Origin of the sequence: Ectopseudomonas chengduensis, assembly GCF_900102635.1 — a bacterium.
Classification (GTDB): Bacteria; Pseudomonadota; Gammaproteobacteria; order Pseudomonadales; family Pseudomonadaceae; genus Aquipseudomonas; species Aquipseudomonas chengduensis.
The window spans coordinates 1-19,454 of record NZ_FMZQ01000026.1; the positions used below are offsets into that span (position 1 = coordinate 1).

At 60.6% G+C, this 19,454-nt stretch carries 22 protein-coding genes; 4 read left to right on the plus strand and 18 right to left on the minus strand.

What is annotated here, in order from left to right:
- On the plus strand, nt 1–165 hold a 165-nt coding region (locus tag BLS08_RS25090; RefSeq protein WP_235583871.1), incomplete at its 5' end, for an ATP-binding protein.
- Between the two features lie 282 nt (nt 166–447).
- On the opposite strand, the gene BLS08_RS25095 is transcribed toward BLS08_RS25090, so the two are convergent.
- Complete coding sequence (locus tag BLS08_RS25095; RefSeq protein WP_015275859.1) at nt 448–1,392, minus strand: chromate resistance protein ChrB domain-containing protein; 945 nt, start codon at nt 1,390–1,392, stop codon at nt 448–450.
- Nucleotides 1,393–1,675: 283 nt separating this feature from the next.
- Here BLS08_RS25095 and BLS08_RS25100 point away from each other — a divergent pair, with 283 nt between their 5' ends.
- From BLS08_RS25100 to BLS08_RS25110, 3 genes are all read left to right on the plus strand, one after another.
- On the plus strand, nt 1,676–1,903 hold the full coding sequence (locus tag BLS08_RS25100) for a hypothetical protein (RefSeq protein WP_244155388.1): 228 nt from the start codon (nt 1,676–1,678) through the stop codon (nt 1,901–1,903).
- A 126-nt stretch (nt 1,904–2,029) separates the two neighbouring features.
- Nucleotides 2,030–2,851, plus strand: a complete 822-nt coding sequence (locus BLS08_RS25105) for a type IV toxin-antitoxin system AbiEi family antitoxin domain-containing protein (protein ID WP_090337697.1) — start codon at nt 2,030–2,032, stop codon at nt 2,849–2,851.
- Nucleotides 2,835–3,770 carry a nucleotidyl transferase AbiEii/AbiGii toxin family protein gene (locus tag BLS08_RS25110; protein WP_090337700.1) on the plus strand — a complete coding sequence of 312 codons (936 nt, stop codon included), beginning with the start codon at nt 2,835–2,837 and terminating at the stop codon, nt 3,768–3,770. The genes BLS08_RS25105 and BLS08_RS25110 overlap by 17 nt, the downstream gene beginning before the upstream one ends.
- Nucleotides 3,771–3,886: 116 nt before the next feature.
- On the opposite strand, the gene BLS08_RS26420 is transcribed toward BLS08_RS25110, so the two are convergent.
- The 17 genes from BLS08_RS26420 to BLS08_RS25190 form a co-directional block, all read right to left on the minus strand.
- Nucleotides 3,887–4,060, minus strand: coding sequence for a hypothetical protein (locus BLS08_RS26420; protein ID WP_167375894.1), 174 nt, complete (start codon nt 4,058–4,060; stop codon nt 3,887–3,889).
- A 44-nt stretch (nt 4,061–4,104) separates the two neighbouring features.
- The gene (locus BLS08_RS25115) at nt 4,105–4,392 is read right to left on the minus strand and encodes a HigA family addiction module antitoxin (RefSeq protein WP_090337702.1); all 288 of its coding nucleotides are present in this window, start codon (nt 4,390–4,392) and stop codon (nt 4,105–4,107) included.
- A gap of 17 nt (nt 4,393–4,409) precedes the next feature.
- On the minus strand, nt 4,410–4,652 hold the full coding sequence (locus BLS08_RS25120; protein WP_090337704.1) for a type II toxin-antitoxin system RelE/ParE family toxin: 243 nt from the start codon (nt 4,650–4,652) through the stop codon (nt 4,410–4,412).
- Nucleotides 4,653–4,747: 95 nt separating this feature from the next.
- Complete coding sequence (locus tag BLS08_RS25125; protein WP_090337706.1) at nt 4,748–4,981, minus strand: DUF2274 domain-containing protein; 234 nt, start codon at nt 4,979–4,981, stop codon at nt 4,748–4,750.
- Entirely contained in the window at nt 4,978–6,240 is a 1,263-nt protein-coding gene (locus tag BLS08_RS25130) for a TraB/TrbI/VirB10 family type IV secretion system protein (RefSeq protein WP_090337709.1), read from the minus strand. The genes BLS08_RS25125 and BLS08_RS25130 overlap by 4 nt, the downstream gene beginning before the upstream one ends.
- Before the next feature lie 2 nt (nt 6,241–6,242).
- A complete protein-coding gene (trbG, locus tag BLS08_RS25135) occupies nt 6,243–7,229 on the minus strand; it encodes a P-type conjugative transfer protein TrbG (protein WP_074915940.1) in 987 nt (328 codons plus the stop codon).
- Entirely contained in the window at nt 7,226–7,933 is a 708-nt protein-coding gene (gene trbF, locus BLS08_RS25140) for a conjugal transfer protein TrbF (protein ID WP_074915938.1), read from the minus strand. Before trbF ends, trbG begins: the two co-directional genes overlap by 4 nt.
- A 12-nt stretch (nt 7,934–7,945) precedes the next feature.
- Entirely contained in the window at nt 7,946–9,106 is a 1,161-nt protein-coding gene (gene trbL / locus BLS08_RS25145) for a P-type conjugative transfer protein TrbL (protein ID WP_074915936.1), read from the minus strand.
- On the minus strand, nt 9,103–9,288 hold the full coding sequence (locus BLS08_RS25150; RefSeq protein WP_074915935.1) for a hypothetical protein: 186 nt from the start codon (nt 9,286–9,288) through the stop codon (nt 9,103–9,105). Before BLS08_RS25150 ends, trbL begins: the two co-directional genes overlap by 4 nt.
- A 12-nt stretch (nt 9,289–9,300) precedes the next feature.
- Nucleotides 9,301–10,035, minus strand: coding sequence for a P-type conjugative transfer protein TrbJ (gene trbJ, locus BLS08_RS25155; protein ID WP_074915933.1), 735 nt, complete (start codon nt 10,033–10,035; stop codon nt 9,301–9,303).
- On the minus strand, nt 10,032–12,461 hold the full coding sequence (gene trbE, locus BLS08_RS25160; RefSeq protein WP_074915931.1) for a conjugal transfer protein TrbE: 2,430 nt from the start codon (nt 12,459–12,461) through the stop codon (nt 10,032–10,034). The genes trbJ and trbE overlap by 4 nt, the downstream gene beginning before the upstream one ends.
- Nucleotides 12,462–12,471: 10 nt before the next feature.
- Nucleotides 12,472–12,744, minus strand: coding sequence for a VirB3 family type IV secretion system protein (locus BLS08_RS25165; RefSeq protein ID WP_014596914.1), 273 nt, complete (start codon nt 12,742–12,744; stop codon nt 12,472–12,474).
- Nucleotides 12,741–13,082 (minus strand): TrbC/VirB2 family type IV secretion system protein, encoded by a 342-nt coding sequence (locus tag BLS08_RS25170; protein ID WP_014596913.1) that lies wholly within the window; start codon nt 13,080–13,082, stop codon nt 12,741–12,743. The genes BLS08_RS25165 and BLS08_RS25170 overlap by 4 nt, the downstream gene beginning before the upstream one ends.
- Nucleotides 13,054–14,022 carry a P-type conjugative transfer ATPase TrbB gene (gene trbB / locus BLS08_RS25175; RefSeq protein WP_014596912.1) on the minus strand — a complete coding sequence of 323 codons (969 nt, stop codon included), beginning with the start codon at nt 14,020–14,022 and terminating at the stop codon, nt 13,054–13,056. The genes BLS08_RS25170 and trbB overlap by 29 nt, the downstream gene beginning before the upstream one ends.
- 59 nt (nt 14,023–14,081) lie before the next feature.
- Nucleotides 14,082–14,516 (minus strand): CopG family transcriptional regulator, encoded by a 435-nt coding sequence (locus BLS08_RS25180; protein ID WP_074915929.1) that lies wholly within the window; start codon nt 14,514–14,516, stop codon nt 14,082–14,084.
- Entirely contained in the window at nt 14,513–16,504 is a 1,992-nt protein-coding gene (locus tag BLS08_RS25185; RefSeq protein ID WP_090337711.1) for a conjugal transfer protein TraG, read from the minus strand. Before BLS08_RS25185 ends, BLS08_RS25180 begins: the two co-directional genes overlap by 4 nt.
- Before the next feature lie 352 nt (nt 16,505–16,856).
- On the minus strand, nt 16,857–19,295 hold the full coding sequence (locus tag BLS08_RS25190) for an AAA family ATPase (protein WP_090337713.1): 2,439 nt from the start codon (nt 19,293–19,295) through the stop codon (nt 16,857–16,859).
- Nucleotides 19,296–19,454: the final 159 nt, after the last annotated feature.

Below are 19,454 nucleotides of genomic sequence, written 5' to 3' on the forward strand. Positions count from 1 at the left end.
ACCACCGCCCTGCTGGATCGGCTGACCCACCACTGCCACATCGTCGAAACCGGTAACGAGTCCTATCGCCTGCAACACAGTAGCTTGGCGGCCCAGGCCAAGATCAAATCACGGGAGCGAAAGCGTAAGGGCGGCCAGGAACCGGAGGACGATGAGCCGTTCTGATTTCATGGCGACGACGGCCTGCTACATGGCTGCGTGTGGCAGGTCTTAAACAACTGAACTGGGCTAGCGAAGGAGTGGGGGCAACAGCAGCTGCGCTGGTAGACTTATCCACAGTTGCTGGTAACAAAATCAGCAATCCGCCCTGGGTCAAATTTCAATCGGCAGGGTGGGTCAATTTTCCATCAGCGCCAACAACCGAGTTTCAGCCAGAACAGAAATGCCTCGAGTAGGCCAATTTTTTCTACCCTGTCCTGGTCTTGCTCTGTCGCTTGCATGGCTGTCTCACTCATCACTCTGTCCTTCCTTGCCGAATGCAGCCAGCAGCCCATCGAAGATGGCGCAGGCCGCAGCCAATAACTGATCGTCGTTTTCGATGCTGGCTCGCAGTCCGGCCAGTACGCGCTCTACACCCGTTGCTTCTGTGGGTTGCGCGCCCCCCACGTCCAGGTAGTGAACTAGAGCCCCTACGCGCTGAAGCCCTGGAGCCTCCAGCCCGAAGCTGGCCTGCAGGGTTTCGAAGGTGACCTTGTTGCCGACATGGCTGAACTGGGCACCATCGAAATCGAACCCAAGTGCTTCCGCAGGGCATGCATCAAGAGAGGGAAGCCAGAGGATGCTGGCACCTGGATCGATGAAGCGGCGGATCAGCCAGGCGCTGGCCAGGCGGTCCACCCAGGGGCGCTGGCGAGTCGCCCAGGTTCGCCCTTGGTAGTCCCGCGGGTCGAGTTGCTCGATGATTTGCTCGTGGCTGGTGGGCTCATCCTTGGAAAGCGCGCGGTTGATGGCCACTTCGAGGTCACGCAGCAGCGCGTCTGCCTGTTGCAGAGCTGCGCCCGGAAAGAAGTCGATGGCTTGGATCTGCGCGAACGACTTGCGCAGCTTGCGGGCCTGGCGAGCAGTCGCCAGTGCGTTCTCGGGCGTCAGCTGGGCCAGTTGGGGCTCAACCTCCGAGCGCAACCTGGTGTAGTCGTCGCCACGGTCAAAGAGAGGTATGAAGCGCTCACCCTGGGGATCAGTGACCGGCAGGAGCGACGCCGAGCCACCACTATCCAGCACGTCACGCTCGACGGACTCCAGTACCTCACGACTAGCCGAGCCATCCGGCAATAGGTACACGCCGTCGCGAAGAACGGCAGCTCCTGCACTCTTCAGCGTCCGCCAAGCCCGCATTCGCTCGGCGGCATTTGCCGTAGGCAGTGCCATCACGAGACATAGCCAATTAATCAATGTAGAGATCTCACTAAATATGTTCGATCTATACATTACTCTGCGATTGCTCTATTTGGAACTGCGAAATGGGTTCTGCAGCGTTAGTAGACTGCTTACCTCCAGGTACCGGCAAAGCGAACTGTCGGTGTGGTGCGAATGACTGTCGGAGGGATGCGAATAGGTGTCGGGGCGTGCGAATGGCTGTCGGAGGATGCGAATAGGTGTCGGCGGGTGCGAATGGCTGTCGGTTTTGAAAAACAGTGTTGTGTCGATTTTGCGTGCGAATCAGTGTCGGTTAGGCATGCGAATTAGTGTCGGAACCAATGCGAATACTCATGTCATTAAGCAGTGGGATGACATAAAGCGGATCCAGGCCTTTTTCAGTGATGCGGAGAACTCCGTATCGAAGCTGCCCGAAACCGAGCGCTGCATTGCTATGGCCAAGCTCGCCCAAGAGCGTGAGCTTGTTGGCGAGCTGGATCCGCTACAGGCGTTGCTGGAATGGAAGGGGCCTCGGGAGCGCCTGTAGCAATGTTCAAGAGCTCCTCGGTGCTGGTTTATAAAAACTAAATTTTGCTCACTAATGGTGAGTTTTTTTTGGTTTCTGTAAACCTTCTCCTTGCGGGCGGTTTAGAAAAACTCTATTTTGCTCACTATGAGTGTGCAAAAACCTGAAAAACTAAACTCCTTGCTTGCAGGGCTCGGCGACAGCGATCTGGTGTCCAGTAGCTGGTTGAAGGCTCATGGCTACAGCAGCAACCTCGTAGCGCGATATATCGCGAGCGGCTGGCTGGAATCGCCTGCGCGTGGAATCTATCAACGACGAGGCGGACGTCTCACCTGGGCTGCTGTAGTGCGTGCGTTGCAGGAAGGAGAACGATTGCCGCTGCATGTTGGCGGGCGTTTTGCCTTGGCTTGGCATGGGCACGAGCACTACCTGCGGTTGGGCGAGCGTGAGACGGTTACTCTGTATGGTCCTGGAAGCCTCCCTGCCTGGGTGGATAAGCTTCCATTGAAAGCTGAGTTAGTGTTGTGTGGCAAAAGCCCATTCAATCTTTCAGCACTGTCATTCAAGGCCGACATGGATGACGAAGCCCTAAGGAATCTTGGGCTCGAGTGGGTGGATGCTGATGGCGACCGCGGCCGCATCGTAGTCGCGACACCTGAGCGCGCAATCCTCGAGCTGTGTGATGGCGTGTCAGACGCGTCGCTCGTTTATGAAGTGGATGCGCTGATGCAGGGCGCGGACACCCTTCGTCCCCAAAGGGTAAGCATGCTGCTGCGACATTGCACCAGCATAAAAGCCAAGCGCTTGTTCCTAGCCCTCGCAGAACGCCACCAGCACGCCTGGGTGGATCATCTCTCGTTGGACGGCGTCTATCTAGGGAAGGGAAAGCGTTGCCTGGTTCCCGGTGGTCGCTTGAACCCAACCTACCAAATAACCTTGCCGGTGGATCTTGATGAGCACCTGGGATAAGCGCTACACCGACCGAGTCCAGTTATTGGTGGAAATTCTGCCGACCTTGGCGAAAGAAACACGATTTGCCCTCAAAGGGGGGACGGCGATCAACCTGTTCGAGCATGACTTGCCCAGGTTGTCTGTGGATATCGATCTGACTTGGTTGCCGATGCAGGACTATGCGCAGGATGCTGGTCAGATCTCCGATGCATTAGAAAGTCTGGGAAGGGCACTTGGCTCTGCGCCATTAAGGCTACAGGTACAAACATCGGCGCCAGAGAGAGGTGGCTTCATAAACAGACTGATAGTGAGTCGTGGACGAGCCCGAGTCCAAATAGAAACGACTCCGGTGATGCGCGGTTCCGTGCATCCGGTACGGACAATGGTTGTCCAGCCGCAGGTCCAGGAGGCCTTTGGCTTTGCCTCGATCCAGGTGCTCGACTTTGCGGATCTATATGCGGGGAAAATGGCAGCAGCATTGTCGAGGCAGCATCCGCGCGACCTGTTTGATATCGGTTTGCTTCTGGCCGATCCGCGCACAGATGAGCGACTTTGGCGAACGTTCCTGATCTACATGACCTGTAGCCCGAAACCTGCCTGGGAGATGCTGGTTCCCAATGAACCCAAGGATTTCGAGGCGATATACCAGACCCACTTCCGTGGTATGACTGCTGCCCCTGTCAGCTCAGAGATACTGCTGGAGCAGCGCGCCAGGCTTCTTCGACAAATTTCAGAGTGGCTTACCCCGCAGTCGAGAGCATTTCTGGAATCCGTCGAGATGGAGAATCCAGATTTTGACTTGATCGAGTTGCCACAGGCAGCAGAGCTACCTGCGGTAAAACGGAAACTGCAGAATCTTGCTTCACGATCATCTGCGAAGCGGGCTTCCGACCATTCTCAGTTGCAAGCGGCCTTCGAGATGTTTGATCGTCGGTAGTGTTCGCGGATTGCCCAGCCGTTGTCATTTCGGCATGTACTGGGTGGGCGTCGCTGGAAAGGCTAATCCCTCAAAGCCGTACGTGGATAGCAGCGCTCGTTGGCGCGACGAAAACTTCAGGCTATTGCCTTGGCTTCTCGAATGAGTTTCGCTTTTTCGAGTACCTTGCGCTGACTTTCGATGGCACGCTCAGCTGCTGCGCCATAAGCAGCGCGCTTGGCTGTATCAGAGCTGTTCCTGAAGAAGGTCGACAGCGGGCTTGAATTGCGCCCAAGAATCTTTCTTCTCATCGATGTCGCCTCCCTCGTTATCAGTCGTCATCTTCCATACGGAACTAAGCAATTGCAGCAAAGCGCTCGATGTTCGGCTGTTCGCGATGCCTGGCTTGCCAAAGGTCGTAGTCGGCTTGCACTCCGAGCCAGGTGCGAGCTTTGCCGATGCCGGCCAACTCTAGGCGAACAGCCAAATCCGGACTGACCGGCGCATGGCCGTGCAAGATGCGAGACAGGGATTCCCGCGCAAAGCCAAGGCGGCGGGCAAGTTCGGCAATGCTGATGCCCAGTTCGGGGAGCACGTCCTCAAGCAGGGTTTCACCAGGATGCGGTGGGTTGAACATGGCCATGGAGAACCCCCTCCTGTTTAGTGATAGTCAAGGTAGTCGACGAGTTCGATGTCGCTACCCACGAATCGAAAGATCACTCGCCAGTTCCCCTTTGAGGGGTGTAGCCGCCAACCGGGTATGTCGAGGTCGGCGGGTTCATTGGCTCTATCCATAAAACTCAGCATTCGGCCCAGACGCTTTGCGTGGTCGGCCCGAATGCCTTTGGTTGAGCCAGATTCAAAGAAAATGCGTAGACCTTTGTGCCGGAAGCTTACGATTATGGTGAGAAGTGTGATGTATTAGGTCACGGTTTTCAACCGTGTGTGGGTTTTCTTCCGTTGTAATCACGGCAGCTGGGAGGGGGAATGCAGACTTATCAATTGCCGGTGCAAGATTGTGTATTTATTCTCCTGAACACCCGATCCCTCGCCATGAAGGCTTCCAGCATGTGCGGGATGAGCGTCAGGGCGTCGACCTCTTCACCGTAGGTCTGTGAGTGCAGCGCCGCGTAGCGATCGAGGTCGGCCTTCAGGCTGGCCGGGCAGGTGAAGGTCAGCTTCAGGTTCTCGGTTTTCGGCAGCGGGCCGAGGCGCAGCTTGGTCGTACTCATTGTGGGCTCCTCATTTGAGCGGAGAAGGGCTGATAGGGACGCAGCACCAGGTCGCGGTTGACGATCACGCGCAGGGGCAGGCCGGGACGCTGGGTAAGCGTGGGTTGGATATCAAGGTTGCGACGGGTGACTTCCTGGCCGACCTGATTCACTGTGTCCTGCAGGCTGTCGCGTCCGGCGATGATGATGCGGTCGCCATCGGTGCGACTGGTCGGTGCTGCCAACTCTGCACTGATGCCCAGCAGGCTTGTCATGGCCGCGCCGGCGACGACCCGATCCCAATGCCAGTCGACGCCATCCTCGAGACCGGCATAGCCGGCGGCATCGGTACCGACCAGGTTGTCGAGCTGGAAGGACGAGGTGTCCGGCAAGATCACCCGCTGCCACACCACCTGCACGCGGCTCTGCCCGTAGCTCACTTGGCTGTTGTAGCGACCCAGCAGGCGCGCACCTTGCGGAATCAGCACATGCTGGCCGGTGGAGCTGTCGTAGACCGGTTCGGTCACCGTGGCGATCACGTCGCCGGGGAGATCCGACTTGATACCGGTGACAAGCGCCGCCGCGATGATGGTGCCGGCCATCACCTGGTAGGGCGACTCAGGCATCTGCAGCAATCCGGAATTACGGATTTGTGCATTTACGGATTTACTGAGAAACGCCTCGTTCCGTTCCTGCTGGGTTGGTGTTCCTGCGGCGGCTACTGCGCCTGACGAAGCCATACCCAGAGCAGGGGAATCGAGTTGAGCGCCACCACCAGATGCGATATTCGAATTCCGCGCGCTGCTGGTCTGGAAAAATACCGAGGACTGCGCTGCTTCCTCAGCTTCCTTGAGCAGGGCCAGGCGCTCTGCTTCGGCGGCATCTGGCCCATGTCCATAACCTTGCGCTTGCTGTTCGGCCCTGAGGATTGGTCCGCCCAGATCGCCGGGCAGCGGCGGCCCCAGTTGCGGTACCTCGGGCGCAGGTGGAGGCGGCAGCTGCGAGTAGTCTGCCGGCAACTGCTCCAGCCCCTCGGATCGTGCCACGCGGTCGACGTTGTATAGCTCGTTCGGCTCGGCACCTTGGCGGCGCTGCTGCGGTTGCAGCGACCACAGCATGGCACCCAATACCGCAGCCGACAGGCTGCCGACCACTACCGCCAGCATGCGTGGGTTGAGGCGGGTGACCGGGCGAGGCTTGGCGCGCAGCTCCAGCGATTCCGGCGCCTCCTTGGGCGGTAGCGAGGTTGCCGCATTTTGGTCGTTGTCCTTACCCGTCATGCTCAGCGCCTCCGTGCCACGCCATCGGTGCGCTCGATCCGCACCACGTCACCCTTGTCGGCGCCCAGGCGCAGCTCGGCCGCGCCGAACAGGCGGTCGACGATGTAGTAGGGAGAGCGGAAACGATAGTTGACCAGCTGCCCGTCACCTTCGGGGCCAATTACGAACAGCGGCGGCAGCTCGCCTTGGGCGATACCGGCGGGGAACTGGATATACACCTTGCGGCCGTCATCGAAGGCGCGCAGCGGTTTCCAGGGCGGATTGCTGCCGCTGATTGCATAGCGAAAGCGCAGCTTCTCCAGCGTTAGGCCTACGTCCACCGGTGTTGCGGCCTGCGCTGCGCTGGCGTGGCGTTGCAGAGCGAGCATGCGATCCTTCGGATAGTCCCAGGACACCGACGCCATCCATGCCTGATCGGTGGAACTCAGCTCGATCAGGTAGGTGCGGCGCGTGGTGGTGATCACCAGGTTGGTCTTGAGATCGACCCGCGTCGGTTTGATCAGCACGCTGGTGCGTAGATCGTCGCCGCTACCACTAGTGGTGTCGCCGACGATCCAGCGCACGGTGTCGCCGGCGGCAACGGTGATTAGCTCTTCGCCGGGCTGCAGGTTAATCGTCGTCACCCGACCCGGGCTGGCGTACACCTGATACAGCGCGCCATCGGAGTAGGGCCAGATCTGGATGGCGTTGATATAGCCCTCGCGGCTCGGCGCGACTCGAGCCTCGCGATTGGCACGCGAGACCCGCACGCGCTCATCGGCCGGCTCCTTGGCCGATTTGCTGGGTTGAGTTTCCGGCAGTGGCTTGAGTTGTGCGGGCAGGGCCAGGGGCTTGGGTACTTCCACTACCTCGATGGGCTTGGGCGGCTCCGGCAGGCGCTGCGCTTCTAACGGTTCATCCAGCGCTATCACTGGCGGTTCCTGGCTGGCGCAGCCGGCCAGCACGCTCAGCAACAGAGGGCATATACAGAGGCTAAGGGAGGTTTTCATGGTTTCTTGGCTCCTTCCGTAGTGTCCAGTTCACGGCTCCAGGACAGGCCGTTGACGTAAATGCCGAGCGGGTTGCGGCGCAGCTTTTCCTCGGTGCGTGGAGGCTGCAGTACCAGCGAGATCACCGCGGTCCAACGCTCCAGGTCGGCGGCTGAACCATTCACGAAACGGCGTTCGATCCAGCGCACCTGGAACGAGCTGTCGCTGGCACGCACCACGCTGGTGACTTCCACCGATACCGACTCCTTGCCGACCCGGGTGAAGGGATCGTTGGCGCGGGCATAGTCGTTGAGGGTGGCGGCGCCTCGGTCGGTGGTGGAGTGATAGGCCTCCAGCCAGTTCTGTCGCACCACCACCGGATCGATAGATAGCGAGCGCACCTGCTCGATAAAGCGCGCCAGGTGTTGGGCGATCTGCGCATCCTGGGGCTGGTAGGGACTGGCGGCTTCGCCGACAGCGCGCACCTGGCCGAGGTTGTCGACCTCCACCACGTAGGGCGTCACCGTCGACTGCGCCGAGCGCCAGACCAGCCCGCCGGCCATCAGCAGCGCCAGGCCCAGACAACCGAAGGCCATCAGCCGCCAGTTGCGTGCCTGCGCCAGGCTGCTGCCCATGCGCAGGTCCCAGGTCTGTGCCGCTGCCTGGTAAGGGGTGACCGGTTGAGGGGTGTCGCTGTAGCGCACCAGTGGGCGTCTGAATCGCATCTTCGTCCTCCTTTACGAATTCGATGGGTCGCGGATCTGCGGCCCAGGTGATGAGCCACCGCCATCGCCGCCACGAAGGGTGTGGGCGACCGTGCTGGTAGCCTGTGAGAGTTGCTGCCTGCGCTGCAGGCGCTTGGCCCAGTCGGGCTGTTTGGCTGGGCCAGTTGAAGGTTCAGCGGTGTCGGATGCTCCACCAGTTGCAGCGCCGGAAGGGGCTCCTGCCAGAGAGCGAGCGCCGCCCATTGCCAAGCGCGCTGCACCGGGTGCCATGCGTGCGCCGGCCAATACCGCGCCGCCGACACCTGTGGCGACTGCAGCAGCACCAGCAGCCATGCCCGCCGCGCCTAGCGCGGTACCGGCTGCTGCACCAGCACCCAGTTGCGGTGCGCCGGAGACCAACCCGGTGGCAATGCCCGGCCCGAAGATGCCCAGGCCCAGCAGGGCCAGCGAGGCGAGCATGACCACCAGCGCATGGTCGATGGAGGGCTCGTCCGGCATGGCCTGGAACTCGGCGAACAGCCCGCTGCCAATGCCGACGATCACCGCCAGAACCAGCACCTTGATGCCGGACGCAACCACGTTGCCCAGCACCTTCTCGGCGAGAAAGGCGGTCTTGTTCCACAGCGCAAAGGGCACCAGCACGAAGCCAGCAAGGGTGGTCAGCTTGAATTCGACCAAGGTCACGAACAGCTGAATGGCCAGGAAGAAGAAACTGACGATCACCACCAGCCAGGCCAGAAACAGCACCAGGATGCTGTGCAGGTTGCCGAAGACTTCGGGAAAACCACTGAGCTTGCTGATCTGCTCAAGCAGCGGCCCTCCGGCATCAACCCCAATCGCGGCCAACCGCCCTGGCTGCAGAAACTCCGCATGACTCAACCCGGAACCTGAGGCCAGCAGACCCAATCCGGCGAAGGAGTTGAAGACGATCTTCGCCAGGGCATTGAAGTTGCCGATGATGAAGGCGAAGGCACCGACATAGAGGGTCTTGCGGATCAGTTTGGCGCTGACATCCTCACCGCCCATGGCCCAGAACAGCCCGGCCAGGGTCATGTCGATCACCACCAGGGTCATGGTGAGAAAGGCCACCTCGCCGCCGAGCAAGCCGAAGCCGGTGTCGATATAGAGCCCGAACACCTCGAGGAAACGGTCGATCACGCTGACGTCGTTCATCGCACGTCCTCATCGAAGCTCGGCGGGATCGCGGGCAAGTCGGTAGGCCGGAGAAACTCGCCGGGCCGGGCGCATCCGGAGTAGAAGCGCTCGGCCGAATCGTCTTGCCGTGCCACGACGCCATCGTCGCCATGTCCGCAGGCGGCCAGCGCGAGCAGCGGCAGCAGTACCAGGATTTTCATGGGGCGACCTCCCTATCGATAGAACTGCACGGGGTAGGGGGTATAGGGCGTGCCGTTACCCATAAAGCGACGCCGCCGTTCCCGTGCCTCCTCGGCCGCGGCAGCCTGACGGGCAAGCTCCAGGGCGACGGCGCGGTTCTGGGTGATCTGCAGTTGCTGCGACTGGATCGACTGCTTGGCTTGCAAGGCCAGCAACTGGTTGGTGGCCTGGGCAGCCTGCAAGGCGCCACCCGCGGACTGGCTCTGCTGCACCAGCGCGGCCAAGGCGCTTTCATCCACGGCCAGGCTCTGTTTCATCTGAGCCTGTACACGCAGCGCCGTATGCAGCCCGTCGAGGCCCTGTTGCCAGCGTTCGCGTGCTTCTTCTGCCAGGCGTTGGCTGCTGACGTCGCCGGTGTACTCGCTCGGGTAGAGTCGGCTGAACTCCTGATCCAGGCGCTGCACTTCGTAGGCCAGCCCTCGCGCCTCGGCGAGTAGCCGCTCAGTATTGGCCAAGCTCGCGCGCAACTGGCTGACGACGTTGTAGTCCAGGCGCTGCAGGTGACGTGCCTGGTTCAGCAGCATCTGGGTCTCGTTCTGCAACTGGCGAACCTGGTTGTTCGCCATCTCCAGGGTGCGTACTGCAGTCAGGGTGTTCTGCACCAAGTTGGTCGGATCGATTACGGTGAAGGCGTTTACCGGCTTCACGGCCAGCAGGCCCAGTACCAGCAGCGTTGCGCCGGGAAAGCGGTGGGAAGGGGATCTCATGGCAGGCACTCCTTGCGTGACGAGGGATAAGCGGTGAGCAGGTCGGCAGCCCAGTCCAGGCCGCGGTGACGCAGCCAGGCAGGGGCGAAACCGGCGGTGCCGTACGCCAGCAGGATGCGGTCGATCTCACGCTGCTCGACCTGGCTGGCCGAGGCGGCGAAGGCCAGCGCCACCGGCCCCAGATCGAGGTCGAACAGGCGGTTGCCCAGGCGCGACTGATAGTAGTAATCACGCTTGGGCGTGGCCTGGGCGATGATCTCGATCTGCCGGTCGTTGAGGCCGAAGCCATGGTAGATGCCGCGGATCTGCGGCTCGCCCGCCTGTGGGTTGGGCAGGAAGATGCGGCTGGCGCAGCTCTCGATGATTGCCGCAGCGATGCTGGAATCCTTGATGTCGGCCAGTGACTGGGTGGCGAAGATGACGCTGACGTTCTTCTTGCGCAGGGTCTTGAGCCACTGGCGGATGCGCGCGGCGAACAACGGGTCGTCGAGAAACAGCCAGGCCTCGTCGAGGATGAGCAGGGTCGGCGCGCCGTCAAAGCGTTCCTCGAAGCGGGCGAACAGGTAGCTCAGCACGGCGGCTACCGCCGCCTTGCTGTGCATCAGCTCCTCCATCTCGAAACACTGCACGTCGGCGCTGCCCAGACGATCCTGGTCGGCATCCAGCAATGCGCCATGCGCGCCGCCCAGCACATAGGGTTGCAGCGCCTGGCGCAGGGCGTTGTCCTGCAGCAGCACCGAAAAGCCGGTCAGTGTGCGCTGCGTCTCCGGTGCGCCGGCCAGGCTGTCCAGCGCCGTCCACAGCGCGGCCTTCTGCTCGGGGCCGACGGCCACACCTTCCTGCAGCAGGCGAGCCTCCAGCCACTCGGCGGCCCAGGCTCGGTATCCCGGCTGATCGATGCGCGCCAGAGGCTGGAAGGCCAGGTCGCCGTCGCCTCCGAGGGCGTAGTGCTCGCCACCCAGGCCCAGCACCGTAGCGCGCAGCGAGCGCCCCATGTCGAAGAGAAACAGGCGCGCGCCCGGGTAGCGTCGGAACTGCAGGGCCAAGGTCGCCAGCAACACCGATTTGCCCATGCCGGTAGGGCCAGCCACCAGGGTGTGGCCGACGTCGCCAACGTGGGTGACCAGGCGAAACGGTGTTGCGCCATCGGTGCGGGTGATCACCAATGGAGGGGCATCCAGATGTTCGTTGCGTGCCGGGCCAGCCCAGACTGCCGAGACCGGCATCAGGTGCGCCAGGTTGACGGTGGAGATCAACGGCTGACGGACGTTGGCGTAGGCGTTGCCGGGGATCGACGAGAGCCAGGCCTCCACCGCGTTGAGACTCTCGGCGATGGTGACGAGGCCGCGGCCCTGGATCACCCGCTCGACCCGGCGCAGCTTCTCGTCGGCGATCTGGGCGTCGGCATCGCTCACCGTCACCGTGGCCGTCACATAGCCGAAGGCGACTTGGTCGGCACCGAGTTCCTGCAGCGCCGCGTCGGCGTCGCTGGCCTTGTTCGCGGCGTCGCTGTCGAGCAGTGGGCTTTCCTGCTGGAAGATCGCTTCGCGCAGCAGCGCCAGGACGCCCTTGCGCTTGGCAAACCACTGCCGGCGCAGGCGCACCAGTTCCTTCTCGGCCTCAACCTTGTCCAGGCAGATAAAACGGGTCGACCAGCGATAGGCGAAGCCCAGACGGTTGAGGTCATCCAGCACGCTTGGCCAGGTCGAGGTGGGAAAGCCACGTACCGACAGCACGCGTAGGTGCTGCTCACCCAAGCGCGGTGCCAGGCCAGTGGCCAAAGGACTGTCGGCCAGCAGAGCATCGAGATGGAAAGGCACCTCGGGTACAGCCACCCGCTGGCGATGGGGCGAAATCGTGGCATGCAGGTAAGTCAGCGTCTGGCTGTCATCGAGCCAGGCGAGCTCTGGCATCACTCCGTCCAGCAGGTCGAAGAGACGATCTGTCTCGGCGACAAAGGCGGTCAGCCGTTCGCGCCAGTCGACTCCGCGTTGCGGCCGGTGCTCGTAGAGCAGGCCGGCGGCGCGCGAGCGCGATTCTTCCGGTGGCAGGTAGAGCAGCGTCAGGTGATAACTGCTCTCGAAGTGGCTTCCGTGCGCCTCGAAGGCAGCACGGCGCTCCTCGTCCACCAGCCAGGACAACGGCTCGGGAAAATCGCTGTCAGGGTAGTCGGCGGCCGCCAGGCGCTCGGCCTCGACAAACAGCGCCCAGCCCGATCCAAGGCGACGCAGGGCATTGTTCAGGCGCGCCGAGGTGACCACCAGCTCGCCTTGGGTGGCGCTGTTCAGGTCTGGCCCGCGAAAGCGCAGGCTGCGTTGGAAAGAACCGTCCTTGTTCAATACGACGCCGGGTGCGACGAGACCGGCCCAGGGCAGCCAGTCGGCCAACTGTGCGGGGCGGCGCTGGTATTCGGTGAGGTTCAGCATGGCGGCCTCCTCACACATCCAGCAGCGACGGCTGCTTGATATGCCGGGCAAATACCTGCAGGAACTGCGGATCCAGACGTGCGCCCCACACCGCCAGCGTGTGGCCGACCAACCAGAGCGCCAAGCCAGGCAGCCACAGCTGCAGGCCCAGACCGACCACCGCCGCCAGAGTACCGTTGAGGATCGCCACGTTGCGCGGCGCGCCACCGAGCAGAATCGGCTCGGCCAGCGAGCGGTGCAGTGGCACCTCGAAACCGGGGATGAGTTCGCGCTCGCCGTTCATGCGATCACCGCCCCGCCGGCAAAGCTGAAAAAGCTGAGGAAGAACGACGACGCGGCGAAGGCAATCGACAGGCCAAAGACAATCTGGATCAGCTTGCGAAAGCCGCCACTGGTGTCGCCGAAGGCCAGCGTCAGGCCTGTGGTAATGATGATGATCACCGCGATGATGCGCGCCACCGGCCCCTGTACCGAATCAAGGATCGATTGCAGTGGTCCTTCCCAGGGCATTCCGGAGCCAGCGGCGAGCACTGGCAGGGAGGCGCTCAAGCAGAGGGCGCCGAGCATCAAGGCGCCGACGAGGCGACGACGATTAGCAACGCGGGGATGGCAGGCAGTCATGACTGTTTTCCTGAGTCAGTGAAGGAATGAATGCGGGGGCGATGGAAGTGAGTTGATAGCCGCGCTCGTCATAGCCGGTGACGCGGGCGATCTGCTGGACATAGCGCGTGCGGCCACGTCCGGCGAGAAACACCAACAGGTTGACCGCCTCGGCGATCAACGCCCGCGGCGCGGCCAGGGCGACCTCCAGGATCAGTTGCTCCAGGCGCAGCAGCGCCCCCTGCGCGGAACCGGCATGGATGGTGGCGATACCGCCGGGATGGCCGGTGCCCCAGGCCTTGATCAGATCCAGTGCCTCACCGCCGCGCACCTCGCCGACCACCACGCGGTCGGGGCGCAGACGCAGCGTGCTGCGCACCAGATCAGCCATGGAGACCACGCCGGGCTTGGTGCGCAGAGCGACGTGATCGAAGGCCGGACACTGCAGTTCGACCGTGTCCTCCAGCACCAGCACGCGGTCACCACTACCGGCCACCTCGGCCAGCAGCGCGTTGGCCAGAGTGGTCTTCCCGCTGCTGGTGCCGCCTGCCACCAGGATGTTCTGCCGCTCACTTACGGCCACACGCAGGTGCTCGGCCTGCGCGGCGCTGAGAATGCCGTCGGCCACGTACTGCTGTAGCGGGATGACGCCGGCGGCGCGTTTGCGCAGAGCGAAGGTCGGCCCAGCCACTACGGGCGGTAGTACACCTTCGAAGCGCTCACCAGTCTCTGGCAACTCTGCACTCAGCAGAGGCTTGTTGCGATGTACCTCCTGGCCGACATGCGCAGCCACCAGGCGGATGATCCGTTCACCATCGGCAGCCGCTAGCGTGCCTAGATGGGCGCGGCCAGCGGACAGTCGATCCAGCCAGAGCGCGCCATCGGGGTTGAGCATCACCTCGACCACGTCCGGATCATCCAGGGCCGCGGCAATCAGCGGGCCCATCGCCGTGCGCAACATACGCGTGCGCCGATCCAGAGAAGCTGCCGCTGCACTCAGCAAAGGGGACGAGGCGACAGTCATGGACGCTCTCCCGAGACCTGGGCCTCTGCCTGAACCTCTTCGTGCACGTCTTTGACCAGGCTGCGTCCGCGCTGCAAGTGACGCCCCAGTTGTTCTACGAACTGGCTGAATCGCAGCTTGCCCTGCGAGCGTGCTGCTTCCTGATGCGCCTCTGGTATCGGCGTGCTGACCGTGAGGTAGTAGCGCACATACAGCGCCACAGTCTCGATCAGGATGTGCTGGTCGCGCTCCAGGCGCTCGAACTGACTTGACAGGCGATCCAGGCGTTTGGCCATGGCCACCTCGCGCTGCTCGCCGGACTCGGGCGACAGCCAGGAGGCCAGCGCCGCGGCGATGATTGAGGACTTCGACACGCCCTTGGTGATCGCCAATTCGTTCAGGCGCTTGGCATGCTCAGATTGGATAAATAGGTTGAGGCGGGCTCGGCTCATAGGGCTATTCCATCGTCAGGGTCGAGGGCTGCCAGCCGCGCCACGCGTTGCAGGCGTGGGTCCGGCTGGGTGGGGAAGGGGGCGGGAATGTCGTCCTCGTCGAGCAACAGCAGGTCGCTGGTCAGCTCGTCGTGATTTGGCAACTGGGCGAGTTCCGCCAGTTCGGGCTGACGGCGTGGGCCGCCGTCCTCGACGGTCTCGTCGTCGTCCAGATCGGTCGTCGACACAGCAACGGACGCAGGCACGGCCAGGCCGCTCCAGTCGTCTGGGCGTGTCGCTGGTACGTCTGCGTAGCGGCCCGGCTGCAAGCGCGGCGCCGGCAGTACCCGGCTCTGGAAGTTGGTGTCGGTGAAGTAGCGCAGCTTCTTCGCGCGGATCGGTGCGAGACCTGAGAGCATCACCACGGCCTCGTCGCTGGGCAGTTGCATCACCTCACCTGGAGTCAGTAGTGGGCGAGCGGTTTCCTGGCGCGACACCATCAGATGGCCCAGCCAGGGCGCCAGACGGTGGCCGGCGTAGTTGCGCTGCGCGCGCAGTTCGGTGGCAGTGCCGAGGGTCTCGGAGATGCGTTTGGCGGTGCGTTCGTCGTTGGTGGCGAAGGTCACCCTCACATGGCAGTTGTCGAGGATCGAATGGTTTTGGCCGTAGGCCTTGTCGATCTGGTTCAGCGACTGCGAGATCAGGAAGGCGCGCAACCCGTAGCCGGCCATGAAGGCCAGGGCCGTCTCGAAGAAATCCAGACGTCCCAGCGCCGGAAACTCATCAAGCATCAGCAGCAGTTTGTGCCGGCGCTCGATGCCGTCGGAGCCGTCGAGCGACTCGGTCAGGCGTCGGCCGACCTGATTGAGGATCAGACGGATCAGTGGCTTGGTGCGGCTGATATCCGAGGGCGGCACGACTAGGTACAGCGACACCGGATGCTCGGCCGAGATCAGGTCGGCGATGCGCCAGTCGCAGCGCGAGGTGACCTCGGCCACTGTCGGGTCGCGGTACAGACCGAGGAACGACATTGCAGTGGACAGCACGCCAGAGCGCTCGTTGTCGCTCTTGTTCAGCACCTCCCGCGCGGCCGAGGCCACCACTGGATGGGGCGCATCGCCCAGGTGCGGCGTGGTCATCATCCGGTGCAGGGTCAGCTCGAAGGTGCAGGCCGGATCTGAGAGGAAGTTGGCGACGCCGCGCAGGGTCTTGTCCTGACCGGCGTAGAGCACGTGTAGGATGGCGCCGACCAGCAGCGCATGACTGGTCTTCTCCCAGTGGTTACGCCGCTCCAGCGCTCCCTCCGGGTCGACCAGGATGTCGGCGATGTTCTGCACGTCGCGCACCTCGTGGGCGCCGCGCCGCACTTCCAGCAGCGGGTTGTAGGCGGCCGAGGCCAGGTCTGTGGGGTTGAACAGCAGGCAATGGGAGAAACGTGAACGCCAGCCTGCGGTCAGGCTCCAGTTCTCGCCCTTGATGTCGTGGATCACCGCCGACGCCGGCCAGGTGAGCAGGGTGGGTACCACCAGGCCGACGCCCTTGCCCGAGCGCGTCGGCGCGAAGGTCAGCACATGTTCGGGGCCTTCGTGACGCAGATACTGATTGTCGAATTGGCCGAGGAACACACCCGCAGGCTGGGTCAGGCCAGCTTTGCGCACCTCATCGGCATCGGCCCAACGTGCCGAACCGTAGGTGGTGACGCGGCGTGCCTGGCGCGCGCGCCAGATAGCCATACCAATGGCCACCACCAACGCCAGCAGGCTGCTGCATGCAGCGATGCTACCGCCTACATTGAAGACCTCCGGCGCGTAGGCATCGAAGACGAACCACCACTCGAACAGACGCCAGGGATGATAGACCGGTATGCCCAACAGATCGAACCAGGGCGCCCCCAGGCGGGCCTGGTAGCCAAGCGCAGCAGCCGTCCACTGCGTAGCACCCCACACCCCGGACAGGGTAATGGACAACACCACCAACACCTGGCCGTACAGCACCGTCGTCGCTTGCATCCCTGAACCCAACCTCCCAGGCAAAACACACGGCACGCAGATGTGCCGTGGGCGAGAGGTTCGGCATTGGGAGGGGAGGGGTCAAAGACCGTTTCGGTGGGGACTGAGACGTATTGGGCGATAGAGAAAACTATGGCGGTTGGCGGGCAAGATCAGTAGGACATGGTGTAGATGACCTGTGGCGACCAACCATCAGGCGGGAATCGGCCATAAGCAGACGCTCACCAGGGCTCCATTTTGTAGTTTGGAGGCGCCTACAAAGCCGGGGGACGATTCAATGGCGAGTATCAGACCGAAGCAGAAGCTCTTGAAACGGCGCACCACCAGGCACGCCGGCACATGATCAATCGGCTCAGAATGGGGTATCAGGGTCCGAACCATCCACCTCAGCTGAGAATGGCTTAGGGTGCTGCACTACAATGGGGATTCCCGAGGACGCAGGAGTGCTCAATGGATCGGCAGCACCTTTATCACCGGCCGCCTCTCCAACAATGATAAATGCGTCTGAGCCCGCGACAGCCCCGCCTGCTTCTCCCACCAACTCCTCATCTTCTGTCGCCACCTCAACAGGATCTAAATCGACAAAGTCTCGGCCCATCATCATTTTATAATGAGGCATATGTCCCATAGCCTTAAAGACCTTAAAGAAGATCTTCATATAGCTGTGCGCCATACTATCGCTTATTGCCACATACAGATCATCTGGTGAATAGTGGGATCCATCATTAACCCAACTAATCAATGATTGGCATTGAACTTTATCCTGCCCTTCGAATTTTTCGATGATGGCATGCGTATCTATGTTTCCTAGGATTTTGAAGTAATTCTCCAGGATTCTGCGCATGGTGTTTTGAATGGTAAGCGCCGGCAATGGCTTTTTCGTCAACTCAGCCCACAGCAGCTGATAGGAGGTCTTAATAGGGTTGCTCTCAAAGCCTTCAATTCTTGAGAAATTATCTGGCTTGCGTACTATCCAGAACGTTTCATCCTTAATAGAAGCATCTCCAGCCCTTTGAGGGTTGAAGGTGATTTCTTTATGGAAGTGCACGTTATGGGTCAGGACAAAGACTTGCTTTAGGTTATTCCCTTTCTGACGGACCTCGTGGAAAAGCTTTTTGATCAAGCTGCTCACGATGAACAGAACGTCGCTGTCGAGGCTTGAAACCGGGTCGTCAATGACGACTATTCGATCAGTGCTGATACCCGAAGTCGTGACACTTCCTCTGAGTAAATGATAGAAGTACAAGAAAGTAACGAAGGTCTTTTCGCCTTCGCTAAGTGTTGATTTAGCATCAGTTCCATCGCTTCTGATCAGGCGATATGAGTTATCGGCACACGCAGGATCCAGGGAGAAACCTCGGAATCCAAAGTCTTTCAGGATTTTATTGATCGCAATGACAGTAGGTCTCACGCTCGTCAGCGAGGTTTCAATCTTTGCAATTTCAGCTTCAGTAGTGGATATATCTACCGTTGCCTTATCTATGCTTGCAGTGATGCCATCAATTGCTTTGCCGAGACGATCAGCATCTTTTGTGTAATCAGCAAGAGTGTCTTTAAGCTCAACATCAAGAAGATACCGCCACACGGCATCTGTTAATTTATTCTGCTCAACGGAGAACCCCGAAACAAGACGATTATGTTCAGAGACTTTGAGGTTGGCTGAGTTGATCAGCTCAGAGATTCTAAGCGAAATATCTGCAAGACCCTCTAACGCCACATCAATACTAGGGCTAGCCACCTTTTGGTCAATGCGTTGCCTATTCACTAAAATGATTGCATTCAGGGCCTGCAACTCAAGATCAAGCTTGTCTTTATCTAGGTGAGAACAATCCGCAGCCAAGACTGTTTGAGCCTGGGCTAGCAGGCCATCTGCTACCGAATTATAAGTATCCCCAAACTGCGATAGAGCTCTAGTGTCGGCATCGAATGTTTCGTCGAAATAATCTTCAAGGCTTTTTTCAAATTCATGCGGCAGTTTCTGTTGACAGAAGGGACAGTCATCGCCGGTATGGCCCAAGTACTTCATACCTTGCCTAACCCAGTCACTGTTCCCCAGATGCTGGATCATCGCAGATACATTGACATCCTCTTTGCCAACTACTTTCTTGCTCAGGACAGGGTTTTGCTCAAGCGCGACCAAGCGAGACAGGTCAAGGTTGGAGACAGCATTCATGGGTGATGGTGCGTCAGCATAAAGTACGTCTGCACGTTTGCGCAGGTCTTCGATATCAACCAACTGAGAGGTGTTACTTTTACTCTCCTGTAAGACTCTATTCTTGAAGGCCTCTCGGTTATTTCTCAGGCCTTTAAAAGCCCCCTGAAACTCATCGTCGTGCTTCTGCTTTTGTTCCCAACACCGTGCTATTAGCTTTGCTTCCAGAGCATTTTTTTCGGCGATCTTCCCGCTCTTACCGTCTGAGCCATTTAGGTTTTCTTGCGCTCTGGTTTTGAGCAGCGCGTGTCGGTCTCTTTCCTTCCTGAGCTCTTCCAAGCGATCAAGTTGCGCCTGCTCGGCCTGCCCCAGCGTGAACACACCTTTGAACTGCTTCGAATCAGTGAAATTCGCAGCGATGAAGTCGTTGTTGTAGACCATTGCCGGAATCTGATTGCCCTGCGCCCACGTGACCTTGGAGGCAGTTGATAGTGCTGGGTTGTTTATCAGCCTGCTGATCGTCGTCTTGCCTGCTCCGTTTGCACCGTAGAAGTAGTTCACGGCCTTCAGGTTCTGAATCGTTTCGGGGGTTACGGGGCTGTAGGTCGCTATGCCGGAAAGAGTGATCGATTCAATCATGTCTCGCATCCGTGGAGATTGGGAAAATAGGGATCAAACCAAGGGGTGGCCCTAGATATGACGTAGGTCGTCCCGGAATTCAGAGCGGGCGGCGGCCTTTTGCCACCTCGGCGAAGACCACTACACCAGCTTGTGAAGCCGGTGGCAATGGAGGACTAC

Bases quoted from the DNA above. Each gene is read 5' to 3' on its own strand.
- BLS08_RS25100 (WP_244155388.1), top strand. From the start codon at position 1,676: ATGCGAATTAGTGTCGGAACCAATGCGAATACTCATGTCATTAAGCAG.
- BLS08_RS25105 (WP_090337697.1), top strand. From the start codon at position 2,030: ATGAGTGTGCAAAAACCTGAAAAACTAAACTCCTTGCTTGCAGGGCTC.
- BLS08_RS25110 (WP_090337700.1), top strand. From the start codon at position 2,835: ATGAGCACCTGGGATAAGCGCTACACCGACCGAGTCCAGTTATTGGTG.
- BLS08_RS26420 (WP_167375894.1), bottom strand. From the start codon at position 4,060: ATGAGAAGAAAGATTCTTGGGCGCAATTCAAGCCCGCTGTCGACCTTC.
- BLS08_RS25115 (WP_090337702.1), bottom strand. From the start codon at position 4,392: ATGGCCATGTTCAACCCACCGCATCCTGGTGAAACCCTGCTTGAGGAC.
- BLS08_RS25125 (WP_090337706.1), bottom strand. From the start codon at position 4,981: ATGAGTACGACCAAGCTGCGCCTCGGCCCGCTGCCGAAAACCGAGAAC.
- BLS08_RS25130 (WP_090337709.1), bottom strand. From the start codon at position 6,240: ATGACGGGTAAGGACAACGACCAAAATGCGGCAACCTCGCTACCGCCC.
- trbG (WP_074915940.1), bottom strand. From the start codon at position 7,229: ATGAAAACCTCCCTTAGCCTCTGTATATGCCCTCTGTTGCTGAGCGTG.
- trbF (WP_074915938.1), bottom strand. From the start codon at position 7,933: ATGCGATTCAGACGCCCACTGGTGCGCTACAGCGACACCCCTCAACCG.
- trbL (WP_074915936.1), bottom strand. From the start codon at position 9,106: ATGAACGACGTCAGCGTGATCGACCGTTTCCTCGAGGTGTTCGGGCTC.
- BLS08_RS25150 (WP_074915935.1), bottom strand. From the start codon at position 9,288: ATGAAAATCCTGGTACTGCTGCCGCTGCTCGCGCTGGCCGCCTGCGGA.
- trbJ (WP_074915933.1), bottom strand. From the start codon at position 10,035: ATGAGATCCCCTTCCCACCGCTTTCCCGGCGCAACGCTGCTGGTACTG.
- trbE (WP_074915931.1), bottom strand. From the start codon at position 12,461: ATGCTGAACCTCACCGAATACCAGCGCCGCCCCGCACAGTTGGCCGAC.
- BLS08_RS25165 (WP_014596914.1), bottom strand. From the start codon at position 12,744: ATGAACGGCGAGCGCGAACTCATCCCCGGTTTCGAGGTGCCACTGCAC.
- BLS08_RS25170 (WP_014596913.1), bottom strand. From the start codon at position 13,082: ATGACTGCCTGCCATCCCCGCGTTGCTAATCGTCGTCGCCTCGTCGGC.
- trbB (WP_014596912.1), bottom strand. From the start codon at position 14,022: ATGTTGCGCACGGCGATGGGCCCGCTGATTGCCGCGGCCCTGGATGAT.
- BLS08_RS25180 (WP_074915929.1), bottom strand. From the start codon at position 14,516: ATGAGCCGAGCCCGCCTCAACCTATTTATCCAATCTGAGCATGCCAAG.
- BLS08_RS25185 (WP_090337711.1), bottom strand. From the start codon at position 16,504: ATGCAAGCGACGACGGTGCTGTACGGCCAGGTGTTGGTGGTGTTGTCC.
- BLS08_RS25190 (WP_090337713.1), bottom strand. From the start codon at position 19,295: ATGATTGAATCGATCACTCTTTCCGGCATAGCGACCTACAGCCCCGTA.